We start from the raw sequence: 23955 nt of genomic DNA on the forward strand, positions 1-23955 counted from the left end.
TCCGAGTTGAAGCTCCCCGATTCATCTGTGGAGTCAATCTAAAATCTAAAATCTAAAATCTAAAATCGACTGACTGAGCAAACGGGCGATGGGATTGGCGAGCCAAGTCCAGCGCTGTAGCCACGCTCTTCTAATATCTTAGAAAAAAAATGCTGAAATTGTTTATCCTCTCAATGAAAACTGTATAATTTAACAACCGGGGCGGAGGTGGCTCAAATGAACGTACAACTCGTGGAATCCCTAATTCAAGTTCTCCTGTCTCTCGAAGCCGCCGAGCAATTAGCGATTGTAGGAAAAAGATTAAAAAATCTTCCTTGCCCTTTGACTCAGAAACTCGTGCAGCTTGCCCAAAAGGGCAGGAATTTATTTTTTTTGAATGACGAACCAGAAATTTATATCCTCGAATACCGACAAGCAATTGCCTGATACTCAAAAACACGAGATTGAGAGAAATTTTAAATGTGTGAACAATAAAAATGTCTGAATCATTAACAAAAGGAGGCACGATCGCAGCGATCGCCACTGCCATAGTTCCCCAACAAGGCAGCGTTGGCATTGTGCGAGTTTCCGGTTCCGCAGCTTTAAAAATTGCCGAAACTCTGTTTTGCGCCCCAGGACGGCAAATATGGGAGTCTCACCGCATTCTTTACGGTCATATCCGTCGCCCCACAACTCAAGAATTAGTCGATGAAGCTTTATTGTTAATCATGAAAGCGCCGCGTTCTTTTACTCGCGAAGATGTGGTGGAATTTCACTGTCACGGCGGCATTATGGCGGTGCAGCAAGTCTTGCAGTTGTGTTTGGAAAATGGGGCGAGATTGGCGCAGCCGGGAGAGTTTTCGCTGCGGGCTTTTTTGAACGGGAGGCTTGATTTAACTCAAGCTGAAAGTATTGCAGATTTGGTGGGAGCAAAATCGCCTGCTGCTGCACAAAGTGCTTTGGCGGGTTTGCAGGGAAAATTAGCGCAGCCAATTCGCAAATTGAGAACAACTTGTTTGGACGTGCTGGCAGAAATTGAGGCGAGAATTGATTTTGAGGAAGATTTGCCGCCTTTAGATGAAGCTAAAACTTCTTTGGAAATAAATCATATTTTGGAGGAATTGTCAACAATTTTGGCAACGGCAGATCGGGGAGAATTGTTGAGAACTGGTTTGAAAGTAGCGATTGTTGGGCGGCCTAATGTGGGAAAGTCGAGTTTGTTGAATGCGTGGAGTAAGAGCGATCGGGCGATCGTCACGGAGTTGCCCGGTACGACGCGGGATGTGGTAGAATCGCAGCTAGTTGTGGGCGGCATTCCGGTGCAGGTGCTCGATACTGCCGGCATTCGAGAAACCGAAGACAAGGTAGAAAAAATTGGCGTTGAGCGATCGCGCGCAGCAGCAAAACAAGCCGATTTAGTGTTGTTGACAATTGACGCAGAATCTGGCTGGACTGAGGGCGATTCGGAAATTTACGAACAAGTAAAGCACCGCCCCCTAATTATAATTATCAACAAAATCGACCTAGTAAAAACCATCCCCCACTTACCTTTTCCCCCTGAAATTCACCGTATAGTTACCGCAGCAGCAGCCCTCGATCGAGGCATAGAAGACTTAGAAACAGCAATCTTAGATGCCGTCAGCGGGGGAGATTTGCAAGCAGCAAACTCAGATTTAGCAATCAACCAGCGGCAAGCAGCAGCCTTAACCAAAGCTAAAATTTCTCTGGAACAATGCACAGATACTATTAGCAACAAATTGCCTTTAGATTTTTGGACAATAGATTTGCGGGGGGCAATTCAAGCATTGGGGGAAGTTACGGGCGAAGAAGTGACAGAATCAGTGCTAGACAGAATATTTAGCAGGTTTTGTATTGGCAAATAGCAATGGTAAAAGATTGTTTATCTTTAACTGCCAAGCAGATATTATAATTATGTGTTAAACGTGAAACAGCCAACAGATAACAGCAGTGCCATTACCTATCTACCACATCACCCCCATTGACAATCTAGAATCTATTATTTCGGAAGGTGGATTGTTAGCTTACAACGTTATGCTTGAGACAGGAACTAACTACACTAATATCGCCTACGAAAATATCCAAGATCGTCGCGCTAGAATCCGCGTTCCCTGCGGTGCAGGTGGCGTACTGCATGATTATGTTCCCTTTTATTTTGCACCGCGCTCTCCGATGTTATACACCATTAATCAGGGCAATGTACCAAACTATACTCAAGGTCAAGCAGCACTTATTCACCTAGTTTCTGATGTAGAAGATATAGATGCTAGAGGTTTAGAGTTTGTTTTTACTGACGGTCATGCAGTCATGGGATTCACCGATTTTTTTGACGACCTCAACTATCTAGGTGCGATCGACTGGGATGTTATGGAATCTCGTTATTGGTTTGATACAAATGAAGACAACGACCGGAAACGCAGGCGTCAAGCCGAGTTTTTAGTTAGAAACTTTTTCCCTTGGGAGTTAATCACAGAAATCGGCGTCATCAATTCTACAATCAAAGCAAAAACAGAAAAAATTTTACAAAATTTTACGCATCAACCCTCCGTAATAGTGCAGAAAAATTGGTATTATTAGAATAAATAAAAACCTGGAAGTAAAAGTGATTGAAATCAAGGAAGGCAACCTTTTAGAAGCAAATGCAGAAGCCTTAGTAAACACAGTTAATTGTGTAGGAATTATGGGCAAAGGAATTGCCTTGCAGTTCAAGCAGGCTTATCCCGAAAACTTCCGCCAATATGAAAAAGCTTGTCGCGCCGGTGAAGTGCAGCCGGGCCGAATGTTTGTAGTATCTTCTGGCAATCTATTTAATCCCCGATACATTATTAATTTTCCGACTAAACGTCACTGGAGAGGCAAATCAAAAATCGAAGATATTCAAACTGGACTAAAAGCTTTGATTCAGGAAGTAAAGCAATTAGGCCTCACTTCTATTGCTGTTCCTCCGCTAGGCTGCGGGAATGGTGGCTTGTCTTGGAAGACAGTCAAACCGCTAATTGAATCAGCTTTTTCGGAACTGCCAAATGTGCAAGTTTTGCTGTTTGAACCGCAGGCTACTCCGCAAGCTGATTCGATGCGGGTTGCCACCGACAAACCCCAAATGACTCGCGCTCGTGCCTTATTTATTAGCTTGCTGGAATTGTACGGAATTCCTGGCTATCGCTTGACAATGCTGGAAATTCAAAAGCTAGCTTATTTTCTTCAGGTAGCAGGTGAACCACTAAAATTGCAGTATGTGAAAGAAAAGTACGGGCCTTATGCAAATAATCTCAATCATGTTTTACAGAAGCTGGAAGGGCATTATATTCGAGGTTATGGAGACAGAAACCGAGAGGCACAAATCTATGTGTTGTCTGAAGGTAAAATAGCCGCGCGGGATTTTTTACAAAATGCTGCTGATGCTAATGTTAGACTAGAGCGTGTGAGCGGGTTAATTAATGGTTTTGAAACTCCTTACGGCATGGAACTGTTGGCAACTGTTCACTGGGTTGCTAGAGAAAATAGGGAAGCAGCAGAGGATTGCGAAAGAGCGATCGAACTTGTACGTGAATGGAACATTCGCAAGAATGAACTATTTAAGCCTCAACATATTCGCAAAGCGTGGCAGCGGCTTCGCGAGCAGAGTTGGTTTTTGTAGCATATCTTCTGCCTTCTGACTAATGCTGACTGAGGACTAATTCTTACGATCGAGGTCTTCCCAGACTTGTAATATAAAGCACAGCTTCACCCGCCGGAATACCCAGAACGTCATTGACGCGATCGTCAAAAAAGCCCCCGATACCGCTGACACCCAAACGCAGTTGCATAGCTGCTAAATTCAACCGCTGGCCCAAATGACCCGCGTCCATGTGCAAATAGCGGTAAACTCGATCGCCATATTTTGCTACAGCCCTGTTCAAATCCGCCGTGTGAAACAACAGCGCCCCCGCATCTCTGCCCAAGTCTTGCCCCAAGCACAAAAAATGCAACTCCCTACGGAAATTTTTAAACCGAATTTGGCGCAATTCTTGAGCTTTCGGAGCGTAATAGTAACACCCTTCTTCTAACCCATTTACTCCCGAAACAGCAATAAAAGTCTCGATCAAACTTAGATCGAAATAGTCTGGATAACCGTCTAATCCTTGGTCGATGTAGTGCTGCGACTGATAAGTAAAATCTAGCATAGCTAGCAGTTCGCCCAAGCTCAAAGAAGCACCTGTATAAGCACGGGTAGAACGCCTTTTGAGCATAGTGTTTTCTAAATTTTCCAGGTTCACGCCCCAAGGAATCGAAGGAGTGACCGTCGAAACTTTAGTACAAAAGGGAAAGTTGTATTTATCCTCTAGTACCCCTTCACTTTCATCAAGTTTCCAGCCGTCAGCCCCGGTAGGGTCTGATTCTAAATGCGTGGCTTTGTGGAGGTATTTTAACAGTTGACCTTCGGAAATTTTCGGGTAATCTGTCGTGGTGTTTCCGGGCAAAGCTGTTTTAAATTTAGGCAAGTTTTGGTCAATATCTAGCAAGTCGGCTAAAGCAACTACACAAATCGCTCCTTCTTGCTCCGAGTCGATGTATAGTAATTCATTGACAGCTTCGTCGGCGAATCCTCCAATCAGGTGAGGTCGGTAATCGTTGACAGCGCAAGCTAACTCGATATTGCTCAATAAATGGCCAGTGTCTAGAAAAATTCGCCGATAAGCTCGGTCTTCGTAACGCCAAGAAGAACGGAAAAAAACAGTGGTAATGGCGATCGCCAATTGGGTATTTTCTAGTGCGGGCGACTGGAAACAGGCTGCTTGCAATGCCGGCCAAACTTGACTGTCCCAAAAATGAACAAGTGAATGAGTTCTGCACTGATAGTTGTAGAGTCCGGCCGGCAACTGGGCAGTGCCACGGGAGATTAAATAAACCTCTGCTGGGTAGAGTCCACCCGCCGACGGTGCCGATCGCAAATACAGGTAACTGTCATCTACCGTCTGCACTTTTGCCGTCAACCCGTAGCTGCACAGCAACAAGCTAGATAACCGATGCCACCAAGCGGCATCGGGTTCGGCATCCTCCGAGGGGTCTTTTAGATAAGGCTTGAGGTCAAAATACGCTCCAATTTTATATTCTTTGAACGGCACAGGTTGCTCTGTCCAATCTAGCTGTTTGCTTTTGGCGGCAATGGTTTCAGGGTCGTATTTTGTCCGTTCGTGGTAGTGCTCAGCAATGGAGAGAGGAAGTTCTGGCATATTTCAGTAGAGGATTGGCTTTGGTTTCTTGATCGATCTTGACATTACTAACCGCTTACTGGTCGAGCAAGGCAGAAATTTACAAATATAAAAAAAATCTTAGAAAAAATGCGACTGTTGTTACACAAGCTTAACATAATAAGAGACATAAGTATAAATACGCAGAGTAATAACCATTAATTACTGTTATGGATTGGCTGCAGTAGCTGTCGTCATGAGGAGTGAAAATGCAAAAGCTAAGCGCTGAGGAATTGCTTGCTCAGTATGCTGAGGGCCAGCGAAACTTTAACGCCGTTGACTTAAGTGAACATAACTTGTTTCAAGCAGATTTGACAGAAATAAATCTTTCTGGTAGCGTTCTGAGGCGAGCTTATTTGCCCTACGGAAATTTGACTCAAGCCAATCTTTATAAAACTGATTTGCAAGATGCTGAATTGGGCGACATTCAACTTTATCAAGCTAACTTGTCGGAAGCAACTTTATCAAGAGCAAACTTATCACGAGCTAATTTACGTCACGCCAATTTGCAAGGTGCTAATTTGCAGAAAGCCAATTTGCAAGGTGCGGATTTGTACAATGCAGATTTGACGAATGCCGATTTGAGATATGCGGATTTGAGCCGAGCTAATTTAGAGAAAGCAAAGTTAAGCAAAGCTCAATTAGCGGGCTGCAACTTATTTCGATCGCGCTTGGTTGATTTGTCGGAAGCGGAGTGCGATCGCACTACTATCGGCCCCGAAGGATATTGAGGATTTGCAGCGCTGCGGGCGATCGGCTTAATTGGTCGTGAAGCGTAGCTATCCCGTAGGGAATCGCCCTTTTTTACATTTCTTAACATCTATCGACACAGCGGAAAATGTGAGTTACAGTTGTAAAAAACTTATCGCTCCACAACATTGACAATAAATAACACACTTTGCCACCGGCAAACCGGGTAAAATTTATGAATTCTCCCGACGAAAAAGCCAGAGAACTCCGGCACAAAGAACAAGAACTGCGGAAGCGCGAACAAGAAATTCGGCTCCGCGAACTAGAATCCGAAATCGATCGCTCCGTGCCAGAACATCTAACTAGCAAGTACCAAGAACCAGACAGCCAAGTTAACGGCAAACTCAAACAGTGGCGCCGAAAAATTATAGCAGCCGCTCAATTTACAGGCATTGTCATTGCTGTTATCGTTGCAGTTCGCATAGCATCTTGGCTGGCAGCCGCGCTGATAGTGGGAGGCATTGCTTTGATAGCTTACAAAATGTTTATTGAAGAAGACAGAAGAAGTTGAAAATCCCCAGCCAAAAAATATCAAGAAATACCCATGAACCTTAAAGTAGAAACTAGCAACTTTCTCAACGATTTAGAGCGAGTAGCCGCCGTCCGCCGAGAAATTGCCACTCGCCTCAGCAACATCGCGACAGCCATCAACCAATCAGAATTAGCAGGAGGAGAAGGATCGGGAAAACTCGGTTTAGAAACAGACAACGCCGACATTAATGTGGCTAGTAAAAACTTGCGCCAAGGAGTCTTTCGGCTGCTAGTGCTAGGCGACATGAAACGCGGAAAAAGCACTTTTCTCAATGCGTTAATCGGGGAAAACTTACTCCCCAGCGATGTAAATCCCTGTACAGCTTTGCTGACGATTTTGCGCTATGGTTCAGAAAAAAAAGTTACGGTTTATTTCAATGACGGCAAAAGCCCAAAACAGCTAGATTTTAAAAGTTTTAAACAGAACTACACAATTGACCCCGCTGAGGCAAAACGCTTAGAAGAAGAAAAGAAACCAGCATTTCCAGATATCGATTGCGCCGTAGTAGAATATCCCTTAGCTTTGCTGGAAAAAGGCATAGAAATAGTAGACAGTCCCGGACTGAACGATACAGAAGCCCGGAATGAATTATCTCTGGGTTACATCAACAACTGCCACGCTATTTTGTTTGTACTCAGGGCAACTCAGCCTTGCACAATGGGTGAAAGACGCTATCTAGAAAATTATATCAAAGGTCGCGGTTTGAGCATTTTCTTTCTGATCAATGCTTGGGATCAGGTGCGCGAAAGTTTGATTGACCCGGATGATCCTGAAGAATTAGCAGAAGCAGAAGGGAAACTGCGGCGGGTTTTTCAAGCTAATTTGGCTGAATATTGTTTAACAGAAGGACACGATATTTACGACGAGCGAGTGTTTGCAATTACCTCAATTAAGGCGCTCAGGTTGCGGATGAAAAACCCGGATGCGGATTTGGCAGGAACTGGTTTTCCCGAGTTTATGGCGGCACTGAATACGTTTTTGACCCAAGAAAGGGCGATTTCGGAATTGCGTCCGGCGAGGACTTTGGCGCGTCAAATTTCTGCTCGTGTCCGCGAAGCTGTTGGGCGCCGCCTACCATTACTCGATCGCGATGTCAATGAGTTGAAAGAAAAGATTAATTCAGTTGAGCCAGAGTTTAAAAAGCTGACTCAGATTCGCGATGAATTTCAACAAGAAATTATCGAAGTTAGAGATAGTAAATCGCGGGCGATCGCAGATTCTTTCCGCGCCTACGTTCTTAACCTAGAAAATACCTTTGAAACAGATTTCTTACGGTATCAACCTGAACTGAGATTTCTGGATTTCTTCAGCCAAGACAAGCGAGAAGCCTTTGAAGCATCGCTCAAACGAGCATTCGAGCAGTACATCAACGACAAACTAGCAGCTTGGACTCTCACGGCTGAACAAGAGATGAATTCAGCATTTTCGCAACTCTCGCAAAGTGCGGCAAATTACGGAGCATCTTACACAAAAGTGACTGAAAAAATTACCGAAAAACTGACCGGGCAAAAAATACCAACAGCAGTCAGCAACTCGAAGGAAGATAACTCGCCAGCTTGGGCAAAATGGGCGATGGGATTGTTCTCGTTAACGACCGGAAATCTGGCGGGCGTAGCAATGGCAGGAGCGGGTTTTGATTGGAAAAATATCCTGCTTAATTTAATTACTGTGTTAAGCGTTAGTACGATTCTTGCTAGTTTTACGGGGATTGTTTTGGGGCCGCTGTATTTGGCGTTGTTGGGGATGGGTGTTGGGGTTTTGCAAGCAGACGGAGCTCATAAACAGTTGGTGAAAGCCGCGAAAAAAGAGTTAGTGAAATATCTGCCGCAGGTGGCTCAAGAGCAGTGGCAGCCGATTCACGATGCTGTAAAAGAGTGTTTTGATGTTTACGGGCGGGAAGTGGGCGATCGCATGAATGCGGATATTAATTCTCGGAAAGCTGAATTAGATAATTTGCTCGAGCAAAAAGAATCTCGCGAGATTAATTGTCAGGCTGAATCGCAGCGGTTCAAAAAATTAGAGGCTGATGTTTCTGCAGAGTCGCAGAGTATTGAATCGCTATATCAAGCTTTCCTAGCATCCGCTTGAAATAAACAACAATATGCCACAAACCGAAATTTATCAAGACCTGACCGACAATCTCAAATCAGCACTCGGTATTCTCGAACTCGACAAAAACTCCCAACTCTATCGAGATACCACCTCAATCTGCGACTATCTCGCCAAACCAACTTTTCAAATTGCTGTCTTTGGCCCGTTTAATTACGGCAAGTCAACTTTGCTCAATGCTTTGCTGGGAAATCGTGCTTTGCCGATCGACCTTGTGCCCACTACAGGTGCTGCCATTTATGTCAACTACGGCGAGGAATTGCACGCAAAAATTACCCTCAAAGACGGCACGGAAATTAGCGAACCGGGGACTGATGTTTTGAAACGCTACGCCATCCTTGACGACGCGAGACAAATGCGGGATGATGTGGCGGCCGTGAATGTTTACTGTCCCCATCCATTCCTGCAAACCGGTGTGGAATTGCTGGATTTGCCGGGAACCAATGACCGGGAAGAACAGGATAATTTGGTTCGGGATAAATTGCTAACGGCTGATTTAGTTGTGCAGGTTTTAGATGCTCGCAAATTGATGACTTTAGGCGAACGGGAGAACTTGAGAGATTGGTTGAGCGATCGCCAAATCAACACTGTAGTCTTTGTTGCCAATTTTCTCAATCTACTCGAACCAGACGAGCAAAAACAAGTTTACAATCGGTTGTTGTTTGTTGCCGAAAGTTTTCGCTCGAACTTGCCGAACAATATCAGCAATATCTACCGCGTCGATGCTTTGCCGGCTTTGAGGGCGAGGCTGAAAGGAGATGTGGCGGCAGCCCAAACTACAGGAATTGCCACGTTTGAATCGGCTTTGCAAAGTATTGTGGCAGCTCAACAGGAACAACTAGCAGTTAAGTTGCCCAGAATTGAAGCTATAGCTACTAAAATTTGCCAATCTCTCCGAGCCAAAGCTGAAACTGTCACCGCAGAAATAGCCACAGCTCAAAAAAAGCATACAGACAAAATTGAAATTAAACAAAAAGCCGAAAAACTGATATCAAAAGGCTTTCAAGCCAGCGTTTCCGACTTCGAGATTTGGCTTTACCAGCCCACACTTTTGCAGCGGTATCAATCGGAAATGGCGCTGTCGCTTCAGGAAGGGAGTTTTGATGCGTGGAAGCTAAAATTTCAGCGAGAGGCCTTACATCAGCAGCAAACGATCGCAGAATGGGTAAATAAAGCTTGCGAATTCTTTGAGAAAGAACAGCCGATCGCACTTTTGATTTCGTTTCCTCCATCCCCGCAAGTCAGTTTACCGGAACCGCCACCACCTCCAGCTCAAAAGTCGAACGAGGGCGAAGTGGCTCCAGTGGCGATCGCAACGGGCTTAGGTTGGCTGTTGGGCGGGCCTGTGGGAGCCGCAGTAGTCGGCGGTGCTAGCTATATTTTGAATAAAAGAACTGGGTATGAAAAGCCGCCTGAATCGTCAGAAGCTTATCTAAATCAAGTAAAGGAAATTTGCAGTGAGGCTGCTAAAAACTATCTCGCTCGCTTCAGCACCGATACTTTTTCTATGCTGCAACACTACAAGGAAATCGCTGGAAAAGTTATCTGTTTTCAAGGCAGCAAAGAGCCGCTACAGACCAATATTCAGCAATATCAGATACAGTTAATCAATAATTTGTTAGAAAATATCGAATCCTCCCTTCAAATGACCAAATCTGTAATTAATCGCCAATGATGCGAACCGACATTAGAGCTAGTACGAATCTTTAAAACACCAATTTATTTGCTGACTAGAAAGCGATTAATCCGAATATAAATCAGCAGCATAAACGTCTTTCAAGTCGGTAAAAACTGAGATATTGCACCATTATTACACTGGAGATATGACCCTGACTTTGGAAGCTGTGTCGGGCTAACTTCCACACCGATTATATAACCACAAGTTACACTAGACATTGTGCAAAAGTCTATATTTGTATGCGTTTTAAACACTTTGCATTAGGGCTTTTGTATTCACGAACACAGGGAGACTGAGCAGTGATTTATTCCTTTAGACAGTTGGATAGCTCAAGCACATCTGATCAAGGCTAGAGAAAAGATTCCTTCTAGCTCTTTAGGGTTATTTCTGTGACCTACTTTGATAGAGGTTTTTTGCATCTGTTCCTCTAATACTGTAAGTAAGTCCTAGTTATTTATTAAAGGAGGCATTTATGAATATCAGCAGACGCAAGTTGTTAAAGGTAACTTCTGCTTCGGGTTTGGTTGCAGCAGGGCTGGCTGCTTCAGAAGGGTTGTTGAAACCCGTGTTAGCTCAAGATGAACCGACCCAAGTAGATGTTAAAAATGAAGTTGCCCAAGGTCAAACCCAAAGCGGCGAGATGAGTTACAGGACACTGGGACGCACAGGAGAGCGAGTGTCTGCAATTGGCTTGGGGGGACACCATATAGGACGGCTTCGAGAGGAGCAAGAAAGTATCAAGCTGATCCGCAGTGCGATCGACCGCGGCATCAATTTCATGGACAATTCTTGGGATTATCACAACGGACGCAGCCACCGCTGGATGGGTGCAGCCCTCAAGGATGGCTACCGGCAAAAGGTGTTTCTGATGACCAAGATTGACGGCCGCACCAAGGGCGCTGCGATGATGCAGATTGATGAATCGCTGAAGGCGTTGCAGACGGATCGCATTGACCTGATGCAGCATCACGAAATTATTCGGATGGAAGACCCCGATCGCATTTTTGCTCCCGGCGGCGCTATGGAGGCGGTAGTGGAAGCGCAAAAGGCGGGCAAGATTCGCTACATCGGGTTTACAGGACACAAAGACCCTTTGGTTCACCTGCGAGTGATGGAACTTGCCGCTCAAAACAATTTCCGTTTTGACGCGGTACAGATGCCGCTGAACGTGATGGACGCTCATTTTAGAAGTTTTGAGCAACAAGTTCTGCCGGTGCTGGTGAAGAACCAAATAGGTGTATTGGGGATGAAATCTATGGGCGACCCTTACGTCCTTAGAAGCAATACCGTAAGTCCGATCGAATGTCTCCACTATGCGATGAATCTGCCTACTTCAGTCGTGATTACGGGCATTGATAGTATGCAACTCCTCGATCAAGCGTTTGAGGCCGCTCGCACGTTTAAGCCGATGGATCAAGCACAAGTTGCAGCAATGCTGAATCGCACTCGCGAGGCGGCGACAAAAGGGCAATACGAACTGTATAAAACTACTAACCAATTTGATAGTACCGCCATGAACCCATCGTGGCTAGGATAAGTGCTTTTGTATTCATCAGCACATCTAGACTTGAGGCCGAGCAAACGCAGCCTAATGGCGAGCACTTGGGAAATCTTCCCCAAATTTTTTCGCATTTGGCTCCGCTCGGGGCTGCCTAAAATTTAGATAAAGCAGTACAAAGTTTATGAATAACCCCTCTATAGAAGTGCAAAAAATCCGAGCCATTGGGTTGACTGTGACAGATGCCGATCGCTCCCAGGATTTCTATACGAAAGCCCTCTCGTTTGAACCTGTTTCGGATATTACGGTTGAAGGGCAAAATTACAGCGATCTCGAAGGCGTTGATGGGTCAAAAATCCGCATTGTTACTTTGCAGCTTGGGGATGAAGTGATTGAGCTGATGGAGTATCTTAACGTTGAGGGAAAACCCATCCCGAAAGATTCGCAAAGTAATGATTTGTGGTTTCAACATCTGGCAATTGTGGTCAGTGACATCGATCGCGCCTATGCAAACCTGTGCTCTTTTCCTATTGACCCCATCTCCACTCAACCGCAGACAATACCGCCTGAAAACAAAGAAGCTGCTGGCGTGCGAGCTTTTAAATTTAAAGACATTGACGGCCACAATTTAGAGCTAATTTGGTTTCCTCCCGACAAAGGACAAGAAAAGTGGCATCAAAAGGGCGATCGCTGCTTTTTAGGAATCGATCACAGCGCGATCGCGATTAGCAACACCCAGCAAAGTCTCCAGTTTTACCGCGACTTACTGGGAATGCAAGTTGATGGAGGCAGCCTCAACCAAGGGGAAACGCAAGTTCGCCTCGATAATTTGCCAGAAGCTAAAGTCAAAATTACCGCACTACGACCGATTCAAGGCGGTTTAGGAATTGAACTATTAGACTATCTAGTTACTCCAAAAGGCCGCCCCATACCAAGAGATTGGAAAAGTTGCGATATTGCCAATATGCAAGTGGAACTAATTGTTAACGATCTTGAGCAACTATTGGAAAAGTTGCGACAAAATGGGGTAGAGTTTGTCTCGCCACGACTTGTGCATTTCTCAGGTAATTCCAGTTCTTACCGCCAAAGTTGTCGGGTCAAAGATCCTAACGGACACGCAATCTTACTGACATCCCAGCTAGCTAATTATAGCGCTTATAATCACGACTAACACATTAATCTTTTTCACATTCTGAACTTTAGCCCTTAATTAAGTATCTATCTTATCTTTGTTATCTCCTAACATTTGAATCACTTTTCGAGCGACGACAAGACCGACTACCGCACCGCCGACCCATTTAATAACCTCCCCTGTTTGAATCGGGTGCAAGTGGCGCTCAAACATTTCATCTTTTAACCATTCCGTTGTTACTTTAAAATTATGAATTGGAGTAGGTAATAACTCTAAGTAACTACCTTGGCGGATTAAGTGACCGACTTCTCCGGCAACTTCAAAGCTATTATAAATGCTAGCCGCGCTTTCTTCTATCCCAAGTTTTAGCAGCGTTCCCCGCAGGTTAACTTCAGCAGGTTTTAGGCTATTTCCTAAAGCGAGAGCTTTCAAATTGTGAGCAATTGCAGCTCCCTGCTGATAAGCAACTTGAGCGGTGGCAGGTAAAGAATTGCCTTGAACCGTTGCACAATCTCCGCCAGCAAAAACTTCTGGAAAATCTAGCAGTTGTAGTGTAGGGTTCACTAAAGGGTTTCCGTGTTTGTCTCGGCTTTCCTCAGAAATTGCTAAATCTTTAATGAGCGAGTTAATGTTAGTTCCTGTCGTCCAAATTACTGTAGATGTAGGTAAGGTTTCTCTCTGTTCGTGGCGCAGATATTCAACTTCGTTGACCCGAATAGCAGTCGCTTTTGCCTCCATCATAAATTCTACGGGTACAGTGCGCTTTTGCAGAGCATTTTTCGCAATTTCGCGCAGGTGACTATTCATATCGTTGTCAAGAATTTCCTTGCCGTGATTGAGTAAAACGACCCTTACTTCTGCTGGATTGCCACCCATTGCAGCAAACCAATTAGGTAGTAAATCTCCTAATGTACCTGCCATTTCCACACCAGAAGCTCCAGCACCTACTACGGTGACTGTCAGGAATTTGCGACGCTGTTCTGCATCTTGAATCTGAAGAGCTTGTTGGAAGCAATCGCGTAGGTGTTTATCAATGGCGATCGCATCTTCTCCGGTACGGAAAGGGAACGCATGTTCTTGAGCTCCTTCTATACCAAAATATCCTGTAACGCTGCCTAAAGCTAAAACTAAATTGCTGTAATTGTAAGAATCCCCCGATGTTACTTTCACTTCGCGCTCGTGCAAATCAATGGATTGAACGGCATCTTTAACAAAGATGACACCGCTATCTTTTAGCAATTCATCATAGCGCGGCCAAACTTCTTCTGCACCCATCTCCCCGCTAAAATATTCATAAAGTAACGGCTTAAAGCAAAAGCGCTCCTCTTTTTCTATCAAAATTACAGAACGGGGATAGTGTTGATGGCTCAAGTGCAAAGCTGTAAATAGCCCCGCAAAGCCACCACCTACAATTACAGTTTGATAGATTGTGTTGTTCATAATACTGTTCGTTAATCTTGATAAGTTTTGACGTAATAAAATTGTTGTCTCCGTATGGACGGAAGAGTTTATTAATCCATTCAATGCTTTTAAAACAAAAGTTTTCCCCCTAACAATCTGTTTTATTAAGTCGAATAAAAACAAATTTTTGAGAGAATTTTTTATTTTAACACTATTATTATTTAGTCCTCAACTATACAAAAAAGCAACTCCATTATAACTAAGTTTAACTTAGAGGTAAGGGTTCTTCACAAGCATCTGTCTTAAGAAAGAGATAAATTTAACAAATATACTTCTTAAGAGATAAATATATTTTTCTTCCAAATGAGTATACGCTATAATTAGCAAGATCTTGAAGGAAATAAATCTATAGTAGCTAGCTTTGTCACAACCTTGACACAAACTTGTTATCAAGTTGACAAGTAAAATCTCTATAAGTGTAAAATAAATTAAAAAAATGACGGAGAAAAAATTATGAGCTTTTCCCCTGAGCTTCTGAAAGGCCAAAAAGCTCTCGTAACGGGCGCAAGTTCTGGTATCGGCGAAGCGATCGCCCGTTCTCTAGCTTCAGCAGGTGCATCTGTGGCAGTCAATTACCACTCGGAAGCTGAAGAAGCGCAGAAAATTGTGGCTGACATTAAAGCTGCGGGTACAGAAGCGATCGCTCTTGGTGCCGATGTCAGCAAAGAAGATGAAGTTAAGGCTATGTTCAGCCAGATGTTCAAGGAATTTGGTACGATCGACATTCTGGTTAATAACGCAGGTCTGCAAAAAGATTCGCCCTTCGTAGACATGACAATCGATCACTGGAACATGGTGATTGGAGTGAATCTAACGGGACAGTTTTTATGTGCCCGCGAAGCTGCCAAAGAATTTATGCGGCGGGGTGTACAACCCGATATTTCATCGGCTGCTGGGAAAATTATTTGCATGAGTTCAGTACATGAGGTAATTCCTTGGGCGGGCCACGTCAACTATGCTGCTAGTAAAGGCGGTATTAATATGATGATGCGGAGTATGGCTCAAGAACTCGCCCCCCATAGAATCCGAGTCAATAGTATTGCGCCAGGGGCCATCAAAACCCCCATCAATAAATCAGCATGGGATACCTCAGAAGCCGAAGCAAAATTATTAAAACTGATTCCTTACGGTCGAGTTGGGGAAGTGGAAGATATCGCTAAAACTGCTGTTTGGCTGGCTTCTGATGACTCGGATTATGTTTGCGGTGCAACGCTGTTTGTGGATGGCGGGATGACATTGTATCCAGGATTTGCCACAGGTGGCTAATCGAGATTCTGGAATCTAAAATCTTATGGGATCAGTTAAATGGATGCTGAACAGAAACGAATTCAAGAAAATGCTGAAATGAAAGCCCACTGGAACCGCTGGGGATCTTATTTAAGCGATCGCCAGTGGGGAACCGTCCGCGAAGATTATTCGCCCTACGGTACGGCTTGGGAGTATTTCCCCCACGATATGGCGCGATCGCGTGCCTACCGCTGGGGTGAAGACGGGTTAGGAGGATTTTGCGATCGCCACGGTCAAATTTGTTTTGCCCTAGCACTGTGGAACGGCAAAGATCCCATTTTGAAAGAGCGTTTTTTTGGGCTTACGAACAGTCAAGGAAATCACGGAGAGGATGTCAAAGAATACTACTTTTATTTAGACAATACACCAACTCATTCTTATATGCGCTGGCTGTACAAATATCCACAGCAGGAATATCCTTATACTTTGTTGGTTGAGGAAAATGCGAGGCGCGACAAATCTCAACAAGAATTTGAGTTGCTGGATACAGGAATTTTTGAGGGCGATCGCTACTTCGATATCGTTGCTGAATATGCCAAAGCATCCCCAGAAGATATTTGCATTCGCATCAGCGCTACTAACCGAGGTTCGGAAACAGCAAGTCTTGACTTATTGCCGAGTTTATGGTTTCGCAATACTTGGTCATGGACGGGTAGCGAAAAACAAGCACAGGTTTCTAAAGCAGCCGAGGGAATTATTAAAGCTCACCATCAAAAATATGGCGATCGCTGGCTGTTTTGTCAAGATCATCCCCCCCTGTTATTTACAGAAAATGAGACCAATCTACAACGTCTCTACAGTGTCGCCAATACCTCACCTTATGTTAAAGATGCTTTCCACGAATTGATCGTTCACAATCGCAAAGATGCTGTCAATCCCGCTCAAATTGGCACCAAAGCTGCCGCCCACTACCACCTCGAAATTGGTGCCGGAAAAACGGCAGTTATCCAACTCCGATTTACTGATTCTTACACCGATACTCCTTTTAGCCAAGAGTTTGCGGACACATTCATTCAAAGGCAAAAAGAAGCCGATGAATTTTATGACTCGCTGACCCCAAATCTTGATGAAGATATCCGCAACGTACAGCGTCAAGCCTTTGCGGGATTATTGTGGACTAAACAGTTTTATGCCTACGATGTTCGCACTTGGTTGCAAGGCGATCGCGCAGAACCCACACCATCAGCTCAGCGTTTAAATACTCGCAATGCTAACTGGCGAAATTTATATGCAGAAGAAGTCATTTCCATGCCCGATAAATGGGAATATCCTTGGTTCGCGGCCTGGGATTTGGCATTTCACTGCATTCCGATCGCCTTAATTGATGCGGACTTTGCCAAGCGGCAATTGCTACTGCTAACTCGCGAGTGGTATATGCACCCAAATGGTCAAATTCCAGCTTATGAATGGGCATTTGGAGATGTCAATCCACCCGTGCAAGCTTGGGCGGCATGGCGAGTTTATAAAATTGAACAAAAGCGAGTAGGTAAAGGCGATCGCGACTTCCTGGAACGGATGTTTCACCGACTGCTGCTCAATTTTATTTGGTGGGTAAACCGCAAAGATCCTCAAGGTGCAAACCTCTTTCAAGGTGGCTTTTTAGGTTTAGATAATATTGGGGTATTTGACCGCAGCAAACCCTTGCCAACGGGCGGCTATTTAGAACAAGCAGACGGGACTGCTTGGATGGGAATGTTTGCACTGAATATGTTAGCGATCGCGTTAGAACTTGCCAGCGAAGATCGAGTTTACTCCGATATGGCGCTCAAATTTTTTGAACACTTCCTCTATATAGCTGATGCTGTTAACCATGTCGGCCCAGAACAAATTGCTTTATGGGACGATGAAGATGGATTTTACTACGATGCTCTGTCCCAGCCTAACGGTCAATGTTGCTTGCTAAAAGTCCGTTCAATGGTGGGGATGACGCTGCTATTTGCTGTCGATACTCTGGAAGCTGACTTATTAGAAACAGTGCCGGGATTTAAAGAGCAAATCGATTGGTTTTTCCAGAACCGCCCGGAACTGGCCAAGAATATTGCTAGTATGGAAATTAAAGGAGTCGGTCAGCGGCGGCTGCTTTCAATTATCACCCCCGAAGCATTGCAGCGCGTCCTCAAAAGGCTGCTTGATGAAAACGAATTTCTCTCGCCCTACGGCATCCGCTCCCTCTCTCGCTATCACTTAGAACATCCATTTATTTTTGAGTGGGATGGTACTAAATATCAGGTAGACTATGAGCCTGCTGAGTCTACGACGGAGCAATTTGGTGGCAATTCTAACTGGCGCGGCCCGATCTGGTTTCCGTTAAATTTCTTATTAATTGAATCCTTGCAAAAATACTACCATTATTTCGGCGATGATTTCAAAGTAGAATTTCCTACGGGTTCTGGAGTTATGCTGAATTTATGGGAAGTTGCCTTGCAACTAGAGCAGCGGCTAAACAGCATTTTCCTGAGGGGAAAAGATGGTAAAAGACCTGTTTATGGCAGTTTAGAGAAGTTTCAAAACGATCCTCACTGGCGCGACATGATTTTGTTTCACGAATACTTTCACGGCGACAATGGTGCAGGATTGGGCGCGTCCCACCAGACGGGATGGACTGCACTGATAGCCAAACTGATTCAGCAAGTGAGTGAAAAGCCATGAAACTGATACAATTTTGTTTTACATAGCACGTCTAAATGAGTTGTGTGCATCGTAGTGGGAGCATCTTGTTAACGGTACAATTGCCTGAATGATTTAGACGCACTAAATCAATCTTTAGATAGATATCCAATTGGCAATTCTAAGCGAATAGTTAGTAGCAAGGCTAACTAAATTTTGTCGTTGCTATATAAAGTAACCGTAACGCATTGATGCCCTAAGGAGAAAGTAATGTCGGCTCTACCTCTCAATAGCGAAAATCTACCTTACCCCGATCCAATCCATCCGATTATTGTTCACTTTGTGATTGCGATGGTGTTTTTCTCGTTTTTTTGCGACGTTACTGGCTATTTTACCCGCAATCACCGCTTGTTTGAAGTGAGTTTCTGGAACCTATTTGTTGCCGCGATTTCCATCTTCCTAGCTGTCATTTTTGGTCAGTTTGAAGCTGGTTTGGCGCAACCTTATGAGGTAGCTAAGCCTGTACTAGATTTGCACACAATTACTGGTTGGTTGCTGGCGGCAATCATTGCCGCTATTACGGGTTGGCGCTTCGTAATTCGCAGGCGCGACCCATTGAAAGTACCGACTGCTTATCTGGGTGCCACAACATTTTTGAGCTGCTTGGTTTTTTTCCAAACATATTTGGGGACTCGGCTGGTTTGGGTGTACGGGTTGCACGTAGAACCGATCGTTGAAGCGACGAAAAGAGGAATTTTACAATGAACTCCCAACTTGTGCAGCAACTTGTCGATCAGTTGGGGTTCAAGCTAGGTGCAAATAGGCTGCCCTACGAAGTGCCAATTCACCCGAATTTTGTGCATTTCACGCTGGGTTTGTTTATCATTGCGATCTTATTTGATATAGCAGGCAGCCTTTTTCCCTTAGAAAGACCAATCTTTAAATTTTTGGCTCTCCCTGCCATGCGATCGAGCTTTTATGATGTGGGTTGGTACAATTTGGTGGCAAGTGCGATCGTCACATTTTTTACTGTAGCAGCGGGCTTTTTCGAGATTATGCTCGCAGCTCCGGCAGCGAATGTCAAGAGCGCGTGGGGGTTGGGAGCAGGCCCAACGATGATCTTGCACGGTTTGGGCGGAGTTTTGCTGTTGGGAGCGATCGTTGCCATGACTGTGTGGAGGGGGTTTCAGCGCTACCGCTGGCGCAAAGAAGCCACCAGGCAAGTACAGTGGAGCTATTTGCTCGCAGGCGTTGTCATGCTGGGTTTCCTATTCGTTCACGGGACGCTGGGAGCACACCTGGGAGACCAGTTTGGGATTCACAATACCGCTGCGGGTTTGCTCCGACAGGGGGGGAATCCTAGTTCTGCGCTCAAGTAAATAGGTAAACAAATTAAGAGTTTTCAGTTAGAGTACGCATCTTCAAAGTTTCTACCCCTTTTTGTGATGAAAGTTTTCAAGGCCTTGCTATTAGCTATTGCGATCGCGGTGGATATGGTCGCCAGCCACTGGGTGGGACAGCAGGCTTATTCTTGGATGCCCAGTCAGGGAACAGCAGAAGCTAAACAAGTTGACAATCTGTTTAGCTTCCTAGTGTCGATCGGAGCGTTTATTTTTGTGGGAATTGTGGGCATTATCCTATATTCGATCCTCACTTGCCGAACACCGAAAGGAGACTTCAGTCATGGGCATCCTGCGAGGGGAAATTGGAAAATTGAGCTCCTTTGGACAGTAATTCCGGTTATTTTAGTATCTTGGATCGCCACTCAAAGCTACATCATTTATCAGCAAATCGACATCCAGGGTTTGACACCGATCGCACACTTGCACCTGCCTCTGGAAGAACCTGTTTATGCTGCCAATAAACCCAGTGAAAACAACAACAATTCTAAACCAGTTAATGAAGAAATTGAGGTAATTTCTAAGCAGTGGTCTTGGTCTTTCCGCTATCCGCGCCGGAATGTTACCAGTACAGAATTGCACCTGCCCGTTAATCAAAATGTGCGGCTGACCTTGCAATCCCAGGATGTTATTCACGGTTTTTATGTTCCTGAATTCCGCATTAAGCAGGACATTATCCCTAACCGCACTCTTAACTTTGTGTTCGCGCCGATCCGAGAAGGCAAATATCGGTTGAGGGATTCTCAATTCAGCGGCACTTACTTTGCATTGATGGAGGCGGATGTGTACGTTGAATCCCCGGAAGCTTACGATCGCTGGCTGGCAAAAGCTGCGGCACAATCGCCAACTCCTGCAAACAATCAGGCGGTTTCTGAACACACCCACCACGTCCAGAAAGCCAGAGGTAGTTTCTGGCCGACTGTTTTGCCGGCTCAGCCTCCTGTTGTAAATCATGCCAACTGATCGAAGCATCGGCAAAAAACCAAGTTTCCTGTTTATTAATAATTAACAACTGAAAGATGACAAATAACTCGATGGAAAACATTGCCGGTGGTAATAATTCTGAAAGCGATCGCACTGAAAATCCGATTGGTTGGGGGCGCTACCTCAGATTCAGTAAAGATCACAAAGTTATCGGCATTCAATACCTAATCACTGCCTTTATCTTCTTCCTGATCGCGGGTTTATTCTCGATGATTATTCGCGCCGAACTGATCCAACCGCAATTAAATCTAGTCGATCGCCCTCTCTACAATGGCTTGTTCACGATGCACGGCACGATGATGATCTTCCTGTGGGTGTTCCCGTGTCTGGTGGGTCTAGCTAACTATCTGATACCGCTGATGATTGGGGCGCGGGACATGGCGTTTCCTCTCCTCAATGCCATCTCCTTCTGGATAATTCCCCCGGCGGGCTTGCTACTGCTGTCGAGCTTTTTGTTGCCCAGCGGTACCGCCCAAGCTGGCTGGTGGTCTTACCCGCCGGTTAGTATCCAGAACCCGTCGGGTCATTTAATCAACGGTCAACTGATCTGGCTTTTGAGTGTCGCACTGCTGGGCATCTCGTCGATTATGGGGGGAGTTAACTTCGTGACGACGATACTCAGGATGCGGGCACCGGGCATGACGTGGTTTCGGATGCCCATCTTCGTCTGGACGGTTTTGAGTGCTCAGTTGCTGCAACTGTTTTGCCTGCCAGCCCTCACTGCGGCTGCGGTGCTGCTGTTTTTCGATTTGGCGCTGGGGACAACCTTTTTCGATCCCTTTAACGATGGCAGTCCGATTCTTTACCAGCACTTATTCTGGTTTTACTCACACCCAGCAGTGTATGTGATGGCGCTGCCTGCCTTTGGCATCTTCTCGGAGATATTGCCGGCTTTTTCCCGCAACCCTTTGTTTGGCTATAAATCAGTCGCGATCGCATCCTTTGCCATTTCTGTAATCAGCATATTCGTCTGGGTACACCACCTGTTTGCCAGCGGCACCCCTGGCTGGATGCGGATGTTGTTCATGTTCTCCACGATGTTGGTGGCCGTACCCACTGGTGTCAAGGTATTCGCTTGGACTGCTACTGTCTGGGGCGGAAAGCTGCACCTAGAAACGCCGATGTTGTTTGCCTTGGGAGGTGTGGTGATGTTTCTTTTCGGTGGCATCACTGGTGTCATGCTGGGGGCAGTGCCGTTTGACCTGCACGTAAATAACACCTATTTCGTAGTCGGCCACTTCCACTACATTGTCTTCAACACTGTAACAATTGCGATTTTTGGAGCAATTTACTACTGGTTTCCCAAGATGACGGGGCGGATGTATGCCGAGGGCTGGGGTAAAATCCACTTCTGGCTGACTTTTATCGGGGCTAATCTCACTTTCTTTCCGATGCACCCATTGGGCTTGCAAGGGATGGTACGCCGAGTTGCTTCTTATGACCCGCAATACCAAGGGTTGAACGTTATTGCCAGTTTGGGGGGATTTCTGCTGGGGGTGGCGACGCTGCCTTTTATCGTCAATATGGTGGTTTCCGCGTTGCAGGGCCCGAAAGCCACTAATAATCCTTGGCACGCTACGGGGTTGGAGTGGACGGTTTCTTCGCCGCCGCCAGTAGAGAATTTTGCCCAGATTCCGGTTGTGACTTTGCCGCCTTACCACTACGTCGATTCTCCAGATCCGATCGCCCAGGCTTCTGCTCAAGAATAGCTGCAATTTCCATCCTGAAAGAGTTACTTATGGCAAATCCTACGCATTCAGGGCGATCGCGCCACTCCTCGCCCAAAGGAAGCAAGCAAAATTCTCAAGAGCACGGAAACGGGATGTTTGGCTTTACCGCGTTCTTGCTTTCGGAGAGCATGGTCTTCCTCAGTTTTTTCGCGGCTTACATCATCTTGCGGCTGACAACTCCCAACTGGCTGCCTCCAGGTGTGCCGAAATTAGAGGTGCTTAAACCTGCGATTAGCACGGCGGTACTGGTTTCCAGCAGTTTTGTCATTTACTTTGCAGAACGCGCCCTCGATCGCCGCAAACTCGCCCAATTTCGCTTGCTGTGGCTGGCGGCATCGTTGATGGGAACTTACTTTTTAGTTAATCAGGCGATCGAGTGGAACCACCTATCTTTTGGGCTGACGACGGGGTTATTTGGCGCGACATTTTATCTGCTGACGGGGTTTCACGGTTTGCACGTTTTTGTCGGGATTATCTTGCAGCTAATTATGCTTGTCCGTTCTTTCATTCCAAGCAATTACAACGTCGGTCACTTCGGCGTGAGTGCAGCTTCTTTGTTTTGGCACTTTGTTGATGTGATTTGGATTGTTTTGTTCTCGCTGGTTTATCTGTGGTAGTTCTATTTCTTTGCCCAAACCCTACCCTTGCGGTTTTGATAGTGCTTGTAATTCTTCCCAATTGTAATGTTTGGGCAATTCAACTGGCTTAGCATTAGCGCCTAAACCTAACCCGCTCGCAGGCTGAATTTCGGCGATCGCCTCTGAAGCAACATCAGCCACCGCATTGCCGGCAATACCACCCGCGATCGCTCCTGCAATGCTACCAATGGCAGCACCAACCTTTCCCCCAACAGAATTACCAATGGCAGCACCGGCAACACCGCCACCGACTGCGCCCAATCCTGTGGCGATCGGATGATTATCGGGATTCTTTTGAGGATCGTTAAGATGTTTGTCGTCAGATTCAGATTGCTGCTTGTCATTCATCGTCGTAACCTCCTTAAAACTTGGAAGTTTAGATTTTGGAAATCATGGGTCAGGTTTGCACCAACAGCGAGACTAAGATGTGCTGTAGCGAGCTAACACCCACAGAGTAAAGCGCTCCAACCCCACCAACAGGGCAGTAATGCCGACGGCTAAACCAAACAAAACTAAGTTGTTTTCGTTACTCGCCTTCAAAGCAAAACTTAGGGAAGTAGAGACGGCAGGGGGATGGACGACATCCAGCAGGATCATCAGGACGATTGTCACCACCATAGCTATGCCACCGGAGAGATATCCAGAACCAAAAATCATGTACGCAATCCAGCCAATTGTTGCTGCCATTATTTGAGCAAGGCTCAGCGTTCGCATAGTGTTCGTACCGTGCTGGGGATCTAGGTAAATTAGAAACGCACTAGAAGCAAGGGAGGCAAATAAAAGGCGTTGGCGACTTAGCACTTCGACCAAAGCGAAGACGCCCAACACAATTGCAGTGGGTGCTACGGCCAATGCGAGCTCACCCTTGAGAGTTAACCTGCGCCTTATGGATCGATTTGCACCTTCTATTGGTTTTAAGCT

At 45.5% G+C, this 23955-nt stretch carries 21 protein-coding genes; 17 read left to right on the plus strand and 4 right to left on the minus strand.

The features are described from left to right. Positions 1 to 216: 216 nt before the first annotated feature. The 4 genes from QT994_RS18015 (at position 217) to darG (ending at position 3634) form a co-directional block, all read left to right on the plus strand. Positions 217 to 426, plus strand: a complete 210-nt coding sequence (locus QT994_RS18015; protein ID WP_333176705.1) for a hypothetical protein — start codon at positions 217 to 219, stop codon at positions 424 to 426. Positions 427 to 476: 50 nt separating this feature from the next. Continuing rightward, on the plus strand, positions 477 to 1862 hold the full coding sequence (gene mnmE / locus QT994_RS18020) for a tRNA uridine-5-carboxymethylaminomethyl(34) synthesis GTPase MnmE (protein ID WP_333176708.1): 1386 nt from the start codon (positions 477 to 479) through the stop codon (positions 1860 to 1862). 85 nt (positions 1863 to 1947) lie between these two features. Beyond that, positions 1948 to 2574, plus strand: coding sequence for a type II toxin-antitoxin system toxin DNA ADP-ribosyl transferase DarT (gene darT / locus QT994_RS18025; protein ID WP_333176711.1), 627 nt, complete (start codon positions 1948 to 1950; stop codon positions 2572 to 2574). A gap of 25 nt (positions 2575 to 2599) precedes the next feature. Further along, positions 2600 to 3634 carry a type II toxin-antitoxin system antitoxin DNA ADP-ribosyl glycohydrolase DarG gene (darG, locus tag QT994_RS18030; RefSeq protein WP_333176713.1) on the plus strand — a complete coding sequence of 345 codons (1035 nt, stop codon included), beginning with the start codon at positions 2600 to 2602 and terminating at the stop codon, positions 3632 to 3634. A 43-nt stretch (positions 3635 to 3677) separates the two neighbouring features. Here the strand turns inward: darG and QT994_RS18035 are convergent, their stop codons facing one another. After that, on the minus strand, positions 3678 to 5210 hold the full coding sequence (locus tag QT994_RS18035) for a SagB/ThcOx family dehydrogenase (RefSeq protein ID WP_333176714.1): 1533 nt from the start codon (positions 5208 to 5210) through the stop codon (positions 3678 to 3680). A 227-nt stretch (positions 5211 to 5437) separates the two neighbouring features. Here QT994_RS18035 and QT994_RS18040 point away from each other — a divergent pair, with 227 nt between their 5' ends. From QT994_RS18040 to QT994_RS18065, 6 genes are all read left to right on the plus strand, one after another. Next, positions 5438 to 5959, plus strand: a complete 522-nt coding sequence (locus tag QT994_RS18040) for a pentapeptide repeat-containing protein (RefSeq protein ID WP_333040082.1) — start codon at positions 5438 to 5440, stop codon at positions 5957 to 5959. A gap of 194 nt (positions 5960 to 6153) precedes the next feature. Next, positions 6154 to 6489 carry a DMT family transporter gene (locus QT994_RS18045; RefSeq protein ID WP_333176717.1) on the plus strand — a complete coding sequence of 112 codons (336 nt, stop codon included), beginning with the start codon at positions 6154 to 6156 and terminating at the stop codon, positions 6487 to 6489. Between the two features lie 33 nt (positions 6490 to 6522). Beyond that, positions 6523 to 8598 (plus strand): dynamin family protein, encoded by a 2076-nt coding sequence (locus tag QT994_RS18050; protein ID WP_333176719.1) that lies wholly within the window; start codon positions 6523 to 6525, stop codon positions 8596 to 8598. Positions 8599 to 8611: 13 nt separating this feature from the next. Beyond that, complete coding sequence (locus QT994_RS18055) at positions 8612 to 10294, plus strand: dynamin family protein (protein WP_333176723.1); 1683 nt, start codon at positions 8612 to 8614, stop codon at positions 10292 to 10294. Positions 10295 to 10769: 475 nt separating this feature from the next. Beyond that, positions 10770 to 11834, plus strand: coding sequence for an aldo/keto reductase (locus tag QT994_RS18060; protein ID WP_333043963.1), 1065 nt, complete (start codon positions 10770 to 10772; stop codon positions 11832 to 11834). A 145-nt stretch (positions 11835 to 11979) separates the two neighbouring features. Next, a complete protein-coding gene (locus QT994_RS18065; protein WP_333176725.1) occupies positions 11980 to 12966 on the plus strand; it encodes a VOC family protein in 987 nt (328 codons plus the stop codon). A 39-nt stretch (positions 12967 to 13005) separates the two neighbouring features. Here the strand turns inward: QT994_RS18065 and QT994_RS18070 are convergent, their stop codons facing one another. Next, complete coding sequence (locus tag QT994_RS18070) at positions 13006 to 14367, minus strand: NAD(P)/FAD-dependent oxidoreductase (protein WP_333176727.1); 1362 nt, start codon at positions 14365 to 14367, stop codon at positions 13006 to 13008. A gap of 474 nt (positions 14368 to 14841) precedes the next feature. Here QT994_RS18070 and QT994_RS18075 point away from each other — a divergent pair, with 474 nt between their 5' ends. From QT994_RS18075 to QT994_RS18105, 7 genes are all read left to right on the plus strand, one after another. Beyond that, complete coding sequence (locus QT994_RS18075; RefSeq protein WP_333043967.1) at positions 14842 to 15654, plus strand: SDR family oxidoreductase; 813 nt, start codon at positions 14842 to 14844, stop codon at positions 15652 to 15654. Between the two features lie 39 nt (positions 15655 to 15693). Further along, a complete protein-coding gene (locus tag QT994_RS18080; RefSeq protein WP_333176730.1) occupies positions 15694 to 18324 on the plus strand; it encodes an MGH1-like glycoside hydrolase domain-containing protein in 2631 nt (876 codons plus the stop codon). Positions 18325 to 18552: 228 nt separating this feature from the next. Beyond that, a complete protein-coding gene (locus QT994_RS18085; protein WP_333043969.1) occupies positions 18553 to 19047 on the plus strand; it encodes a DUF2231 domain-containing protein in 495 nt (164 codons plus the stop codon). Then, a complete protein-coding gene (locus tag QT994_RS18090) occupies positions 19044 to 19661 on the plus strand; it encodes a DUF2231 domain-containing protein (protein ID WP_333043970.1) in 618 nt (205 codons plus the stop codon). The genes QT994_RS18085 and QT994_RS18090 overlap by 4 nt, the downstream gene beginning before the upstream one ends. Before the next feature lie 66 nt (positions 19662 to 19727). Then, positions 19728 to 20645, plus strand: coding sequence for a cytochrome c oxidase subunit II (locus QT994_RS18095; protein WP_333043971.1), 918 nt, complete (start codon positions 19728 to 19730; stop codon positions 20643 to 20645). A 56-nt stretch (positions 20646 to 20701) separates the two neighbouring features. Then, entirely contained in the window at positions 20702 to 22375 is a 1674-nt protein-coding gene (ctaD, locus tag QT994_RS18100; protein WP_333176733.1) for a cytochrome c oxidase subunit I, read from the plus strand. 29 nt (positions 22376 to 22404) lie between these two features. Then, positions 22405 to 23013 carry a heme-copper oxidase subunit III gene (locus tag QT994_RS18105; protein ID WP_333176736.1) on the plus strand — a complete coding sequence of 203 codons (609 nt, stop codon included), beginning with the start codon at positions 22405 to 22407 and terminating at the stop codon, positions 23011 to 23013. Positions 23014 to 23034: 21 nt separating this feature from the next. Here QT994_RS18105 and QT994_RS18110 read toward each other — a convergent pair whose 3' ends face one another. Both QT994_RS18110 and QT994_RS18115 read right to left on the minus strand, forming a co-directional pair. Beyond that, on the minus strand, positions 23035 to 23382 hold the full coding sequence (locus tag QT994_RS18110; RefSeq protein ID WP_333043977.1) for a colicin V family bacteriocin: 348 nt from the start codon (positions 23380 to 23382) through the stop codon (positions 23035 to 23037). Positions 23383 to 23454: 72 nt separating this feature from the next. Beyond that, entirely contained in the window at positions 23455 to 23886 is a 432-nt protein-coding gene (locus QT994_RS18115; RefSeq protein WP_333096708.1) for an HPP family protein, read from the minus strand. Positions 23887 to 23955: the final 69 nt, after the last annotated feature.

Source organism: Microcoleus sp. S13_B4 (assembly GCF_036700885.1).
In the GTDB taxonomy this organism is placed as follows: Bacteria; Cyanobacteriota; Cyanobacteriia; order Cyanobacteriales; family Microcoleaceae; genus Microcoleus.

What these genes read in the sequence shown, in the direction of transcription:
- QT994_RS18035 (WP_333176714.1), bottom strand. Translation starts at nt 5,210, where the DNA reads ATGCCAGAACTTCCTCTCTCCATTGCTGAGCACTACCACGAACGGACA.
- QT994_RS18110 (WP_333043977.1), bottom strand. Translation starts at nt 23,382, where the DNA reads ATGAATGACAAGCAGCAATCTGAATCTGACGACAAACATCTTAACGAT.
- QT994_RS18065 (WP_333176725.1), top strand. Translation starts at nt 11,980, where the DNA reads ATGAATAACCCCTCTATAGAAGTGCAAAAAATCCGAGCCATTGGGTTG.
- QT994_RS18060 (WP_333043963.1), top strand. Translation starts at nt 10,770, where the DNA reads ATGAATATCAGCAGACGCAAGTTGTTAAAGGTAACTTCTGCTTCGGGT.
- QT994_RS18040 (WP_333040082.1), top strand. Translation starts at nt 5,438, where the DNA reads ATGCAAAAGCTAAGCGCTGAGGAATTGCTTGCTCAGTATGCTGAGGGC.
- QT994_RS18080 (WP_333176730.1), top strand. Translation starts at nt 15,694, where the DNA reads ATGGATGCTGAACAGAAACGAATTCAAGAAAATGCTGAAATGAAAGCC.
- QT994_RS18055 (WP_333176723.1), top strand. Translation starts at nt 8,612, where the DNA reads ATGCCACAAACCGAAATTTATCAAGACCTGACCGACAATCTCAAATCA.
- QT994_RS18105 (WP_333176736.1), top strand. Translation starts at nt 22,405, where the DNA reads ATGGCAAATCCTACGCATTCAGGGCGATCGCGCCACTCCTCGCCCAAA.
- QT994_RS18015 (WP_333176705.1), top strand. Translation starts at nt 217, where the DNA reads ATGAACGTACAACTCGTGGAATCCCTAATTCAAGTTCTCCTGTCTCTC.
- mnmE (WP_333176708.1), top strand. Translation starts at nt 477, where the DNA reads ATGTCTGAATCATTAACAAAAGGAGGCACGATCGCAGCGATCGCCACT.
- QT994_RS18070 (WP_333176727.1), bottom strand. Translation starts at nt 14,367, where the DNA reads ATGAACAACACAATCTATCAAACTGTAATTGTAGGTGGTGGCTTTGCG.
- QT994_RS18045 (WP_333176717.1), top strand. Translation starts at nt 6,154, where the DNA reads ATGAATTCTCCCGACGAAAAAGCCAGAGAACTCCGGCACAAAGAACAA.
- QT994_RS18095 (WP_333043971.1), top strand. Translation starts at nt 19,728, where the DNA reads ATGAAAGTTTTCAAGGCCTTGCTATTAGCTATTGCGATCGCGGTGGAT.
- QT994_RS18050 (WP_333176719.1), top strand. Translation starts at nt 6,523, where the DNA reads ATGAACCTTAAAGTAGAAACTAGCAACTTTCTCAACGATTTAGAGCGA.
- QT994_RS18075 (WP_333043967.1), top strand. Translation starts at nt 14,842, where the DNA reads ATGAGCTTTTCCCCTGAGCTTCTGAAAGGCCAAAAAGCTCTCGTAACG.
- ctaD (WP_333176733.1), top strand. Translation starts at nt 20,702, where the DNA reads ATGACAAATAACTCGATGGAAAACATTGCCGGTGGTAATAATTCTGAA.
- QT994_RS18090 (WP_333043970.1), top strand. Translation starts at nt 19,044, where the DNA reads ATGAACTCCCAACTTGTGCAGCAACTTGTCGATCAGTTGGGGTTCAAG.
- QT994_RS18085 (WP_333043969.1), top strand. Translation starts at nt 18,553, where the DNA reads ATGTCGGCTCTACCTCTCAATAGCGAAAATCTACCTTACCCCGATCCA.